This is a genomic window from Chryseobacterium sp. VD8, assembly GCF_037149975.1.
GTDB classification, from domain to species: domain Bacteria; phylum Bacteroidota; class Bacteroidia; order Flavobacteriales; family Weeksellaceae; genus Chryseobacterium; species Chryseobacterium indicum.
Genome location: NZ_JBBCQL010000014.1, coordinates 1 through 13,230 on the forward strand (window position 1 = coordinate 1; position 13,230 = coordinate 13,230).

10 protein-coding genes are annotated in these 13,230 nt (G+C 30.7%); 4 read left to right on the forward strand and 6 right to left on the reverse strand.

Annotated features, from left to right (window positions below; genetic code table 11):
* Positions 1 to 755, forward strand: a 755-nt coding sequence (locus WFK35_RS02965; protein WP_336731264.1) for a TaqI-like C-terminal specificity domain-containing protein, incomplete at its 5' end; no start/stop codon positions are given.
* Here the strand turns inward: WFK35_RS02965 and WFK35_RS02970 are convergent.
* Positions 730 to 1,653: a TaqI-like C-terminal specificity domain-containing protein gene (locus WFK35_RS02970; protein ID WP_336731266.1), complete on the reverse strand. Its 924-nt coding sequence runs from the start codon at positions 1,651 to 1,653 to the stop codon at positions 730 to 732. The two genes, WFK35_RS02965 and WFK35_RS02970, sit on opposite strands and share 26 nt — an antisense overlap.
* 49 nt (positions 1,654 to 1,702) lie before the next feature.
* Between WFK35_RS02970 and WFK35_RS02975 the strand changes: the two genes are divergently transcribed.
* Together WFK35_RS02975 and WFK35_RS02980 are read left to right on the forward strand one after the other, a co-directional pair.
* Positions 1,703 to 2,305 carry a master DNA invertase Mpi family serine-type recombinase gene (locus WFK35_RS02975; protein ID WP_336731267.1) on the forward strand — a complete coding sequence of 201 codons (603 nt, stop codon included), beginning with the start codon at positions 1,703 to 1,705 and terminating at the stop codon, positions 2,303 to 2,305.
* Between the two features lie 248 nt (positions 2,306 to 2,553).
* The gene (locus WFK35_RS02980; protein ID WP_336731268.1) at positions 2,554 to 5,910 is read left to right on the forward strand and encodes a helicase-related protein; all 3,357 of its coding nucleotides are present in this window, start codon (positions 2,554 to 2,556) and stop codon (positions 5,908 to 5,910) included.
* Positions 5,911 to 6,239: 329 nt separating this feature from the next.
* Here the strand turns inward: WFK35_RS02980 and WFK35_RS02985 are convergent, their stop codons facing one another.
* From WFK35_RS02985 to WFK35_RS03000, 4 genes are all read right to left on the reverse strand, one after another.
* On the reverse strand, positions 6,240 to 6,539 hold the full coding sequence (locus WFK35_RS02985) for a hypothetical protein (protein WP_336731269.1): 300 nt from the start codon (positions 6,537 to 6,539) through the stop codon (positions 6,240 to 6,242).
* On the reverse strand, positions 6,505 to 7,257 hold the full coding sequence (locus WFK35_RS02990) for a hypothetical protein (RefSeq protein WP_336731271.1): 753 nt from the start codon (positions 7,255 to 7,257) through the stop codon (positions 6,505 to 6,507). The genes WFK35_RS02985 and WFK35_RS02990 overlap by 35 nt, the downstream gene beginning before the upstream one ends.
* A gap of 20 nt (positions 7,258 to 7,277) precedes the next feature.
* Positions 7,278 to 7,739, reverse strand: coding sequence for a hypothetical protein (locus WFK35_RS02995; protein WP_336731272.1), 462 nt, complete (start codon positions 7,737 to 7,739; stop codon positions 7,278 to 7,280).
* A gap of 623 nt (positions 7,740 to 8,362) precedes the next feature.
* On the reverse strand, positions 8,363 to 8,977 hold the full coding sequence (locus WFK35_RS03000) for a recombinase family protein (protein WP_336731273.1): 615 nt from the start codon (positions 8,975 to 8,977) through the stop codon (positions 8,363 to 8,365).
* A gap of 963 nt (positions 8,978 to 9,940) precedes the next feature.
* Between WFK35_RS03000 and WFK35_RS03005 the strand changes: the two genes are divergently transcribed.
* On the forward strand, positions 9,941 to 10,630 hold the full coding sequence (locus tag WFK35_RS03005; RefSeq protein ID WP_336731275.1) for a hypothetical protein: 690 nt from the start codon (positions 9,941 to 9,943) through the stop codon (positions 10,628 to 10,630).
* A 157-nt stretch (positions 10,631 to 10,787) separates the two neighbouring features.
* Here WFK35_RS03005 and WFK35_RS03010 read toward each other — a convergent pair whose 3' ends face one another.
* Entirely contained in the window at positions 10,788 to 13,193 is a 2,406-nt protein-coding gene (locus WFK35_RS03010) for a hypothetical protein (RefSeq protein WP_336731276.1), read from the reverse strand.
* Between the last annotated feature and the right edge of the window lie 37 nt (positions 13,194 to 13,230).

Here is a 13,230-nt window from a genome sequence, read left to right on the forward strand (position 1 = left end):
TAAAAAACTGGAACATTAATATTTATCGTGGGATATTGACGGGCTATAATGAGGCCTTCATTATTGATGGGAAGAAGAAAGATGAGTTAATCTCAGAAGATCCAAAATCTGCCGAAATCATACGACCTATTTTACGCGGCAGGGACATAAAAAAATATGGATATGACTTTGCTGATTTATGGTTAATTAATACTCACAACGGCATCAAAGAAAAAGGTATAAAACGTATAGAAATAGAGGATTACCCATCTATTAAAAGACATTTAGACCAATACTACTCTCAGTTAGAAAAACGGGCGGATAGAGGAGATACTTTATACAATTTACGCAATTGTGCTTATATGGAGGATTTTTCTAAACAGAAAATAGTATGGAAGCGTGTTGGTTCTATTTTAAGATTTTCTTACGATGACTCAGGAATAATGGCTTTAGATAGCACGTGTTTTGCTACAGGAAAATACATTAAGTATTTAGTTGCAGTATTAAACTCTAAAATGGGAAAATACTTGATGAGAGATTCTCCTCAAACAGGAACAGGCGATTTACTAATAAGCGTTCAAGCGATTGAACCTCTCAAAATACCTATACCTAATTTAAACACCGAAAAATTAATGAATGAGATTATAGATACAATATTGGATAATAGCATGGATGTTTCTTGTAAATTAATTTCAGAAATTGATCGAAAGGTGTATGATTTGTATAACCTTAATAATGAAGAATGTTCTTTTATTGAATCTCAACATATCCAATAGTATTTTTTTCTTCTTCAGTCAAAGAATATAATTCAAAAATTTTTTTATCAATTTCAATTTCTCGTGTGGGTAATTGTTTATTTTTTAATTCTTGTACTTTCAAAACTAATTTTTTATAATCCAAGTTGATGTTTTCCGAAACTTGGAGGACAGGAATTTTATCTAAAAAAATTTTACTTAATTCTCTTGTGCCACCTTGTAATTCAGGAAAATTATCGCGAAAACAATACTTAAATAGAGATGAATTAAAAAATGCAGTTAAAAATTCAACGTTTTTTCCTGTTATAATGAAGCATTTCTGATTAGTCAAAAATTCCTTATCGTCATATAAAAAAGGTAGATATTTAGTCATGTTAGGATATATAATTTTCTGTTTAGAAAAATCCTCCCAATAACTTATCGAATCTTGTGTTTCAAACCATTGATTATTGGTCTTTTTTCTTGCCCCTTTATCTCCTGTTTGTTTTAATCTATCATATCCAAAACTTACAAGATGCTCCTTTACAGCAGGATAATTTTCTATATTAATTTTTAAGCTTGGAAATGTAGTAATAAGGTATAAATCGGCAAATTCGTAAGAATATCGCTTAATATCACGTCCCCTTAATAACGGTCGTATGATTTCGGCAGATTTTGGATCTTCTTCTATCAATTGTTTTCGTTTAAAACTATCTATTATAAACGCTTCGTTGAAACCTGTTTTTATACCATAATTGATACGAATATCCCAATCTTTTAATGGTGTACCAAATTGTTCTATTTTCTTTTTAATCTGCTTTTCGATAGGTGATAGTACAATCCAACTTTCGGAGTTTTTAAACTCTGAAAAATTAGCACTTTGTCTAAAATAAACGCTGATCTTACTGCTACATTTATTGGATAGGTTTAATTTAGACAACTTGCGTTTAATTTAAACCAAAACTGAATAATAATTTAAACAATTTAAAATGATTTACGGATACATCAGAGTGAGTACAGACAAGCAAACAGTAGAAAACCAACGTTATGAGATTAATAATTTTTGCGGAAGACAAGAGATTTTAGTGAATAAATGGATAGAAGAAACGATTTCAGGATCTAAAAGTGTTGATGATCGAAAATTGGGTAAGCTGCTAAAAAAAATGAAAAAAGGCGATATTCTTATTTGTTCTGAACTTTCCCGATTAGGTAGAAATTTACTAATGATTATGGGTGTACTCAATGAATGTATGAATCGTGACATTCAGGTATGGACTATAAAAGATAATTATCGGTTAGGAAGTGATATCAATTCCAAAGTTTTGGCGTTTGCCTTTGGATTATCCGCGGAAATCGAAAGAAACTTAATTTCACAACGTACTAAAGAAGCGCTGGCCAGGAAACGTGCTGAAGGTGTTATTCTTGGTCGTCCGGTCGGTAGTAAATCCTCCAAAACAAAATTAACGGGTCAAGAAAAAAAGATACAAGAATTATTGGATAGGAAAGTATCTTATTCTGCTATTGGTAGAATTTTAGGAGTGCATCGCCTAACGGTAAGTAGTTTTGTAAAACGTCAAAGCGAAATAGGATAAGATTAATCAATTTAGTATTTTCGTATAATTAATTTATTAGTCGTGAGAAAACAGAATAATCATAAATAACAAGATAAAATTTTAGGATTATTTTTTTCCATAATTTAAATAATATAAAATTGACGGATAACTTAAGGAGTAAATTTAAATAACTTTAGCAATTATACCAGGGGTGTAATTTAATCAACTAAATTATTATTGAATTTGAGGTTCATCCAAATGGGATGAAATTTTATAAAATAAACATAATGGCAAATAATTTTATTACCAATAATAAACAGCAAAAGACTCTAAAGAGTAGGTTGAATACTTTGATTTCTATTAGTGATGAGTTGAAATTCTTAGTAGGTTATTTCTATTTTTCAGGCTGGTCGGATATTTATTTAAACCTTCAAAAAAATCCACATCAAAAGTTAAAATTATTAGTAGGGTTGCAAGTTTGTAATTACCTTGGGAATATCATTGAATATGCTGAGAAACAGGAAGAGACTTCAATAGATGAAGAATTTCAGAAATATCTTGTCTCTCTTGGATTTGCACTAAATAACGAAGAGATGGACACGGAAGAATTTTACAATCAGGTGGGATTCTTTGTGCAAATGATTGAAGAAGGTAGGTTAGAAATACGCAAGACTGAAAACCCTAATCACGCAAAGTTATACCTTTTTCATCTCAATGAAGATCAAGCAGAGAAGCAAGGTATGCCAGGACAATTTATCACCGGCAGTAGTAATCTCACACGTTCTGGTTTACATAACCAGGAAGAATTTAATGTAGAGATTAAAGACTACGGATATACTGATGCTGTCCAATACTTTGATGAATTATGGGAGCGGGCAATTTCCATTACTGACCATATAGAAAATCGAGCTATATTAATTGACTTTATCAAAAATAAAACACAGGTCGCAACTATAACGCCTTTTGAAGCTTATTGTTTGGTAATAAAAACCTATTTGGATCTACAAAATCAGGAGAACGAAGAGGTAGATTTGGATGCACTACTGGATAAGATAGAACTTAAGAAATTTAGTTACCAGTCAGACGCGGTTAACCAAGCCATCCAAATGATTAAAGAGCATAACGGCTGTATTATTGCTGATGTGGTAGGGTTGGGTAAATCGGTCATAGCTTCCATGATTGCTCGGCAGATGAACAAAAGGGGCATTATTATCTGTCCTCCTGGTCTAATGGGTGATGCTGAAAAAAAAGATAGTGGTTGGTGGGAATATTTAGAAAAATTTGGATTACATAACTGGCAGGTTTACAGCCGTGGAATTATCGATCGTATTGCAGATAATATTGAAGGAAGGGACTTTGAGATAGTTATAGTAGACGAAGCACATTATTTTCGTAATCAGGACACTTCCGATTACGAAGCGTTATCAATGATTTGTCGCAATAAAAAAGTAATTCTTTTATCGGCTACACCTTTCAATAATTCTCCTGCTGATATTTTCTCTCTTTTAAAGCTATTTATTGTCCCAGGGAAATCTACCATATCATTAGAGGATAACTTGGCAGGAAAATTCAGTCGCCTTAACTATGAATATAAACAATTATCTACTATTTTTAAGAATTGGAACTCTGCTGACGATTTGAAAAGAGAAGTAGCAGAAAGATTATACGTGCAATTAATCGATGATAAATTACCAATCGATATTAAAAAAGTAAAGGTTGAAACACAACGTCTTTCAAATGATATCAAACGTATTATAAGCCCTGTGGTAATACGAAGAAATCGCTTGGATTTAAAGCAAGATTATGTATACTCGAAAGAGGTTGGTGATTTATCTGTTGTAAAAGATCCGAAAGAAGTATTTTATTATCTGGAGGCAGAGCAGGACGAATTTTACGATAATATAATTAGTAAATACTTTGCAGAAAACGGTGCTTTTACGGGAGCCATTTATCAGCCATTTAGCTATGAAAAGATATTGAGTGATAAACTCGACGAATTTGGAAATCGACAATATAATCAACAAAAGAACCTATATGATTTTATGCGTCGTATTCTGGTAAAACGTTTTGAATCATCTTTTGGTTCCTTTGAAAAATCTATAGATCGATTCCTGCAAGTACACTTATTGGTGAAAGATTTTATTGATAAAACAGGAAAATTTATTTTAGACCGTTCTTTTATTGACCGAATTAAGGATTTTGAAATTGAAGAGATTGAAGCTAATCTGGAAAAATATGCTACAGGTGATTTAAAACGTAAAACACCTAAGAATAATGAAGTTTATGATGTTAGCAATTTTCAGAGAAAGCAGGAATTTTTAGATGATATTGATTCGGATATTCAACTGTTCATACAAATTCAAACACGTTTGAAAGATTTAAAACTAGTTGATAAAGATCCTAAACAGGAAGAAATTATAAAAAAAATTAAAATTCTTTTAAATAAAGAGCCGGAAAGAAAAATCATTCTATTTTCAGAATATGTAGATACCATTCTTCACCTTGAGAAAAGGTTTAAAAATGAATTTAAAAATGAAGTGTTAGTTTGTAACGGAAAGGTTTCAAAAGATTTGGCAAAACACTTGAATAGTGATTTTAATGCACAATATAACAAAGGTTTAAAAACAAATCACTTTAGAATATTGCTAACTTCCGATAAGTTGTCTGAAGGATTTAATTTAAACCGAGCTGGTGTTATTATCAATTATGATATTCCATGGAATCCTACACGAGTTATTCAACGTGTAGGACGTATCAATCGTATTGGCTCCAAAGTTTATGATGAATTGTTCATTCTTAATTTTTTTCCTTCATTAAAAGGAGCTGATATTGTAAAATCAAGAGAAATTGCCCAGCAAAAAATGTTTTTAATTCATAATGCTCTAGGAGAAGATGCAAAGATTTTTGATGAGGATGAAGAGCCTACACCAGCTGCATTAGGTTCAAAAATTAATAGCAATCCCCAAGAAGAAGGAGAAGTAAATACTATTACCAAGATAAGAAACCTTTATGCGGACTTACAGAAGAAACATCCAGAGATCATAGATAAAATTAGTCAGCTCCCTCCTCGTGTAAAAACCGCTAAAAAACATACTGAATACGAATTAAATGTACTAAGACGTAAAGGTCTAAGTTTGTTTGCTCAGACTATTGGAAAAGTAGAAAACAGAACAATCAGAGAGATTGATTTTGAAGAACTTTTAGTAAAAATAGCGTGTTCAATCGATGAACCGACTTTAAAACTTTCGTCTGTCTTTTGGGGGTTGTATGAAGAAGTAAAAGAATTTAAACCTAAGTATAAAATGGGTAGAAGTGAAATCTCGTTGGAACAAAAAGCAGAAGCAAATCTCAAGAAATCACTCAGAATATTAAAAGACTTAAATTACGAAAATCTTCATTTTATACAAATGCTTATAAAGGACCTACGTTATTATCATACTCTTTCAACCAAAAGTGTTAGACGTATTGGCGCTCAGGAATTATCTGATGATAAAAAGTCAGTTCGTTACTTTTTAGAAGAAATAGCATATCTGAAACATAATCTAGGTGAAAACTATTTGGACGACATTGAATCCAGAACAAAAGGTAAAAGTAAAGAAGTAATCATCGCTATTGAAAATAATGATTTGAAAGAATTATTGTAAAGTTATGTTATTGCTAAAAGATTTACTTCGGCACTTTATTGTTCAATATAATAGAGTCTGAATATTATTGAAGACCCTACTCAGAAATTGAGATTGAGTTATCGGATTATATTCATAAGATGGAAGATGCCGATCCCCGGTATCGTACGATAAAGAAAAACAATATGATATTCACCGTCAAATTAAAGAGGATGTGAGTATGACTTTTAGGAAACCAAATCCTCAGGAATATGAAATTGGAATGCCAAGGAATAAATTTGGATAAAAATAAAACCTGAAATAATTTTCAGGTTTTTGTCTTGTATTATTATTTTTTAGGAAGGGATATCTTAAATTTCGGAACGGTAAACTTTAATACATATAAATAGTTGGATTACAAAAAGTCCCATTAGCGCAAAACAGATTTTTCTACCGGAATCTAATATAGATGTCATTGAGAAAATTTCGTGTTTTATTTCTTTGTGGTTTAAATTTAAATATTCAATAAGTTTACTACCGTATTCTACATAATTGTCAATAATTCCAAAACATAGGATTATACCTAAAATACTTACTAAGATTCCGACAAGTGATAATACTTTCATAAGATTATTTTTAATAGCCTCTGTTATTTTTAAATTCTTTTTCACATTTTAAGGAGCAAAATTCTTTCTTTTCAGTTATACATTGAAACTTGATACCTTTATGATAGTCTTTTATATAACGATAAATTTCCTGTGTATTCCATCCACTTTCCATGATTGTCATTCTAAAACCCAAAACTTCGCCCATAGCCAAATAGGTAGGTTTAAGTAATTTTTCTTGAGAAAAAATATTTCCGCACCATTTACATTTTCCATCTTCATGTCCACAAACCTCAAAAGAGGTAACTTCACTCAGGTCTTTTATGGTTTTAAGATCGTTTACTAACTGTTCAAACGTTTGAAGATATTCCGGATCTTTCTCCAATCTTAAAAGTTCTTCTTGAGTTGGAATATTTGATGTCTCACTATTAGAAGTGGAATTGGTTGAAAAATTACTTTCGAAATTATTATTTTCTTCAGCTTCATTTTCTGTAAATAAATCTTTATCATTATTCACGTTTCCAAAATTAGAGAACCGAAAGTTTTGAATACCTTTTCGATCTTCATGGTCATAGATTGTAATGATAGAGAAAGATATGATTAGATAAAAAAATATATTTGAAAATACCGTAACCTTATTCTCATCATCTTCAGATTTTCCAATTGAAAAAAGTAAAACTGATAAAATTTTTAGGACAACTATTATACCCATAAAAGGTAGAAGAAAAGATGTTTTATAAAGAATATCAAAATCGAAATTTTTTAGATAATTAATGTAACTCATGGTTTGGTTATTTTTCTTAATTATTTCTTATAATAATTCAATCTCTTTTCTTTTGTACCATCTCCATTTTGATCATAGTAATCATAATCTTGAAGAATTAACTCTTTTGAGTCAACATGCTTAATATAATAACGTTCACCATCTATATCTAAAATATTAGTAGCGGTCGTATATGAATATGGATATGTTTCTATACTCCCTATTTGTTGACATTGTTGAGTGGAAGAATTTAAAACATAATTTGTCAATAAGTATTTACTGTTTGTTGTAAACCCATGTATTGCTTCTATTTCACATTTAGCATGATCGTAAGAACTTAGGGGAGTGTCGGTTTTACCGTTGAAAATTACCGTTTTGTAGCGGTGCCATTTACCAACAAATTGTTGTGATTGATTTTTGTTTTCTTCGATGGTTTCAGAATCATTGTTTGAACATGAACCTAAAAAGATTACTGTTAATAGAGATAAATAAACTTTTTTCATTGTTAAAAGTTTTTATTTCTTTTTAGCCCCAAAAAAAGAATTAATATTAAATAAGAAAGCGTGAGGGCAACTAACTTATTTTATCGGATAGGTTCTGGTAAACCGCTGGAGTCAAATAAGTAGCACCCCCACGCCATATAGATATATGACATGAGAGTGACTAACAAATTCCCTCCATGTTAAATTTACCAGATTTATCCGAGGATGTCGTTAGACAAGCTTTCTGTTTTCGAAATGTTGTGAAAAGGATTAAATATTCCTTTTAAGGCAAATATAATTAGTCTATCGTTAAGGTGAAAATTTATTTACGTAAATAATTTAGTAGAACCCACTAGAAATTAATTGTTGAAAAGTGTATTTTATGTTTAATTATTAAGACTTTATATGTACTTTTCGGTACTTTTAAGGTACATTTTTGCCGTAAATCATAAAAGATTAAAATTTAAACTGGAAAATCAAAATCTTTATCTGGCAACGTGTAACAGTGGTTATTGAATTGTATTACAAAAAACAATATTATTTTGCACCGAAAAAAAACCGTACCTATTAACAAGCAAGTGCTAGTTTTTTTTCAAAAAATTATAATACATCAATGACGGGTAGCGTCTTATAATTTTTGCACGTTAAATCATCTCCAATTTTGTAGATATTTTCTTTACTTTCATAACAGTACTAGTTGAAACACTAAGTATTTTAGAAATTTCACGAACAGTTCTTTTTTTTCGAAGATACTCCAATATTTTTTTGTTATTGGGTTTATTAATGAACACTAAATCCCCTTCATTAGTACCAACGGGTCTACCGAGAATACCTCCGTTCTGAACGTATACCATACGTCCTACTGAAGTACGCTCAAGAATATTTTCGAGTTCCATTTCATAAAGAGAAGACATAATTGACGATATCATTTTCCAAACAGGATTTTTCTTTCCATTGGCACGAGAGTGAAGACCAATGTTTCTCACTACTACATTAATTTCCTTTTCCTCCAACCATTCAAGAGTTTGAATAACATCACCGGTATTTCTTCCTAAACGAGAAAATTCTTCTACTACGATTTCGGATATCCCTACTCCTTCTTCAATCATTTTTATTAGTTCTTTAGATTTGGGGCGATCTTTGAAACTTACGGATCCTGAAATTTTGTCCAATAGTACTATATCGTATTTTTCAGTATCTGCCTCAAATCTGTTTCCTGTTTGAATTAATGTAGAAACTCTATTATATTTAACCCTCATAACGTTGTATTTTAAATGTCAGATTAAATTTACGGCGAAAGTGCCTCTCAGCCTACGCTTTTAGCACTATTTAGCACTTGAGATTGTATCGATTTATATTGAAATTTATTAGACCGCAGAATTGTTAAGAAATAATTACATATGGTTAATCAAGAATTGAGTAGGGATATTTCATTTGGAGAGCAGAATATAATTAAGCACTCAAGATCCCAAGTAACTGCAGTAAATTACTGAGCAATATAAGTGTTTGAGGCAAGTTCTATAGACACATTATAGACTCATTGATGACAAATGATCTAGATAATTAATATTTTTTCCACGTTAGTGCAAAATTATATGAAGATTCTACAGATATCATTTTTTCTATATAATTGAGATTGGTGTTAATTGACAAACTTCTTAAACAGATTAATTTTAGTTGCTACAACCCGTCCGGGCGGGGTGGGTGTCAAATCCCGCCTCTCCCGCCTGCCTGTTATAGATTTTTATACACGGGGGATGATTACACATCTAAAATCGAACTAAAGATTTTTGGAAAAAAAACATCAAAATTTGACTTGATCCTTTAAACTTAAAATTGAAAAAAAACTTTGATGACACAGCAAGGGTCAATTCTAAAAAAAAATTTTTCCAGAATTTTTCCAACTATTTTTTAAATCGGAATACTTCCCATTTCGATGTCTTTCAATCATCTAAATTTGTAAAAAAAAGATGAGGCAAGACAACAGAGAAGAGTTTACAGATCCCTTCTACATCGAACCGGAATCTGATATTATTAATAATTTTATTAACCCTTAAAATTTGGAAATTATGCCAAGAAACCATGAAGCAGACATCTGCAACCCTACAAGTGATTCGTATCAAAACGCTATGGATAACCACGCAAATCAGCTGAATCCCAACAATGAGGAATACGCTGGAAGTTAAATTCGAATTGCTATCTTAGTGGTAGCAATTCTTTTTATGAAAGAAAAAATTACATATTGGGATATGTCTAAATTGAATTCCTCTTTTTCAAAAGTTAACGTGGATAAATATGTACCTAAAGTACTGGAAGTTTTGACTGAAAATGAAATCAAAAAGTTAGAATCATTTTCCAATGATAAAGAATTAGGTGATGACCTTCTTATATTGATAAAGTATTTTGTCAAGAAGAAGCCATACAACACACCAAAAGATATCAAAATCGAGATTTTTGACCGCAAGAGAAAATTCGTAATAGTTAATAATCCGTTTAAACTCTTAAGATTTATTTTTTTCATAATATCAATTTCTAAAAAAATTCCCCGTCCAAAAATAGTTTACCGGAAAACTTTATGTGAAGAATTTGGAATAGATACTGACACTTTAATAGAATGGATGGATTATTTTGATTTTCCATTTAAAGCCAATAGGAAATTTACATCAAGTGAATATCGAGATATTGTCAATGAGTTCACAGGATCTAACATTTTTAATGATAATATTTTTAAAAAATATTTTTACGAGGCTTATGACCGGAAAATTCTCTTTAATATTCTCTTTGAAGCTGAAAAAAGTGATTCAACAAATTATCGAAATTTTGATAATCTACTCTTCAATGTGGATGATTACGATAAGGAAAATAAAAAATTATTATTTTGGATTAGTAATCACTGTAAAGTTACCGTTTAGTTTAACATTTAAACTTATTGAATTACTTAAAAAATATAATCCTGAATTCTTGTCAGATAATGATACTGAAACACTTTAAAGAAATGTTGGGAGACACAAAGTCAGAAATCTTAAATAAAAATAACCTCTTAGTATTTTTCTAAGAGGTTATTATATATTATGCTGATTTCTTTATAATAAATTCGCTGGTTATTCGAAGAGGAAAACCGGAATATACTTCTACTAAACAACTGTTTCGTAAACTTCTCGCCCTACCAACAGCCTGTATCAGATCCGACTCAATAAGTGAGAATTGTATTTCACGAAGTTCTAAATTATCAAACGTATTCATCATGAATTCGAAATCGTTATACTGAACTTTCTGATATCTAAACGGTGATTTATTTATATCAAACTCAACATTCATGAGTTTCGCTAAAAGAAAACACTCGATATTATTACGGTGGGGTGTTCCCACGACTACAAGATCCTGACCATTTAGGATATTATATCCGGAACAATTCCCAAAATGTATTTCATCTGGTGAATTCTGAAATAGTTCTTTGTGGTCTACGAAAGTAATAACCGTTTTATTTCCTACCTCTTTACTTATTTCGTTACCATACCGCTCAAGTCCACTTCTGGAACATGAACGTCCAGTATATTGAATAATCTTACCCTTCTGTTCTACATTTCTAATGTCAATACATTCGAATTCCATATCAGGATAAAGTTTTTGATAAAAACCAATTGGAATTGTTGCAGACATAATGATATTTTTTTTCTCTTTTGGAATATCCTTTTTTATTATGTAGTGCAAAAACTTATCATGTTTTATAAAAAAACTACTGTTGAAGAAATCAAAAATATTTGTTTTGATAATATTTTTATCTTGTACGAAATTAAATAAATCTTCAAAATTCAAGTCAAATTTTGGTGTGGAATAAATATCGTTTTCTAATGAATCAATATATTCTACTATACTTTTCGCAGGTGTATATAGATGTTTTAGAGAATACAAATCATCCAACTCTAAACATTTAATCTCGACTAGTGAGTTTAAAGGATCTTCATCAAATATTAACGTATCATGACCTGTCAAATATGAATTTAATATTCTTTTATGAGTAGTTAAAATACTTTTTTGTAAGTCATTACATTCTTCCAATCTCGATACGTAGTCATTTGCCAGTTGAGTATCCTCTATAAATTTTGCGTATCCAATTTTTGAGACTTTTCTTATTACTCCCATCGCCTTTGTTGGTAAACCAATTCTGTAATAGTAATCAATCTTTTTATTAAGAAGAATATCTTTGAATATTATCGGATCCGGTGATGAAATGTGTACAGTGTTCATCCTTTCACTCACTTCATTCTTGAGGTTATTGGTTGGTAATGCAATAATACTTTTTTCGACATTTTCTAACAATCGGGTTTTACCTATCGCTGTGGGCAGACAAAAGATATAAGTTTTACCGGTCTCCTCTTTGGAAAGAATTTCATTAAACTTTTCAACCATAATTGTTTCTGCCTCTTCAAGACCTATCTTATTAATTGGTTTCAATATTTTAATCTGACCTCTGATATTTCTAACTTCGGAAATAATATCCCGAACGTCATTATCTTCTGTGTAAGGTGAAAACTTAAAAAAGGGTACGGGATGATATTGTTTATTTTTAACATAAGGTAGAATGGCGAAATTGTTATCTGTATAGGACGTTTTATTACTTTTATTAAATTCTTTCATCGTTTTTTTCATTTTCTTTTCTCCACCTCTGATGTAAATCATATGAGTAGCAAGTCCGAACAATTCCAAATGATGTAACCAGTCTCCTGATAAAAACTGATCTAACAATTTTATCTTCTTTCGTGCTTTAGCCCAATCTATTGTTTGTCCCCCTGGTAAAGAAGTATATTTAAATTTATTAAATGATGCTAAAAAATGTTTGTTCTTATTATTATAATATAAAGGATTACATTTTTCAGCACTAGAAGAATCTGATTTGATATAACATCTGGTTAAAAGATTATCTCTGGCAGATCCGTTAATATCAATGAATTGAATAAATTGTTCAAGAGAAACCGGTTCGTCATTGGTAATACTAACATCAGTACCTCCATAGAATATCCGCGAGGTGTTTTTACAGTTTGGATCTATACTGAATATTTTTTCCAACATTACCATAATCTTGGTGTAGACACGCTCCTCAGTAATTGGAGCATCAAAAAAGAATAGAATCCTGAATTTATGAAGTTCCGGTGAACTGCTGAAAGTATTATAATGTAGATTCGGAATTATTCCAAATTCCTCAAATTCTTTATAAACATCATTTAAAGATTTTTTACCGTTATCGAAATCTAGACCTATGATTGAACTCTCAATCCAACTTTTTTTACTTATCAATCCAGAAAATACACCACCACACCATGAATGAGCCTGTGGTCTTGAAATTATTTTCGAGAAATCTCTTATTGTGTTTTCAGTTGGAATCATTGAATTATATACTAATCCGAATTCGTCTTGCTCCAACTTTTCGTTAAAAATTCTGTTACTAACAGAATACTTGAATGTTTTATCTCCCATTTTTTTATAATATAGGAAGCCTTATCCGGTGAGAACC